The organism is Micrococcus sp. KRD012 (assembly GCF_017168555.1).
GTDB classification, from domain to species: domain Bacteria; phylum Actinomycetota; class Actinomycetes; order Actinomycetales; family Micrococcaceae; genus Micrococcus; species Micrococcus luteus.
On the sequence record NZ_JABFBB010000045.1, the window covers coordinates 1 to 234 of the forward strand.

Sequence of the window (234 nt, forward strand, 5' to 3'; positions counted from 1 at the left end):
CCTCACGCCGAGCTTGCTCTGAGGTGTAGGGGCGGGCGTAGAGGACCTCATCGACCATCAGCCGGTTGTACCGCTCGACCTTCCCGTTATGGCGCGGGGTGTAGGGTCGGATCCGGTGATGCCGGCCCCCGAGCGAGACCACCTTCGCGGTGAAGTCCGCAGCCCGATAGTTGTTCCCGTTGTCCGTGATCACCCGGTCCACGGTGATGCCGTGGGCGGCGAAGAACGCCCGCG

At 66.7% G+C, this 234-nt stretch carries 1 protein-coding gene; it reads right to left on the bottom strand.

Translation table 11 applies throughout. The features are described from left to right. Nucleotides 1-234 (bottom strand): integrase core domain-containing protein (locus J1M37_RS11240; RefSeq protein ID WP_206452671.1); only part of this gene is annotated, 234 nt, incomplete at both ends.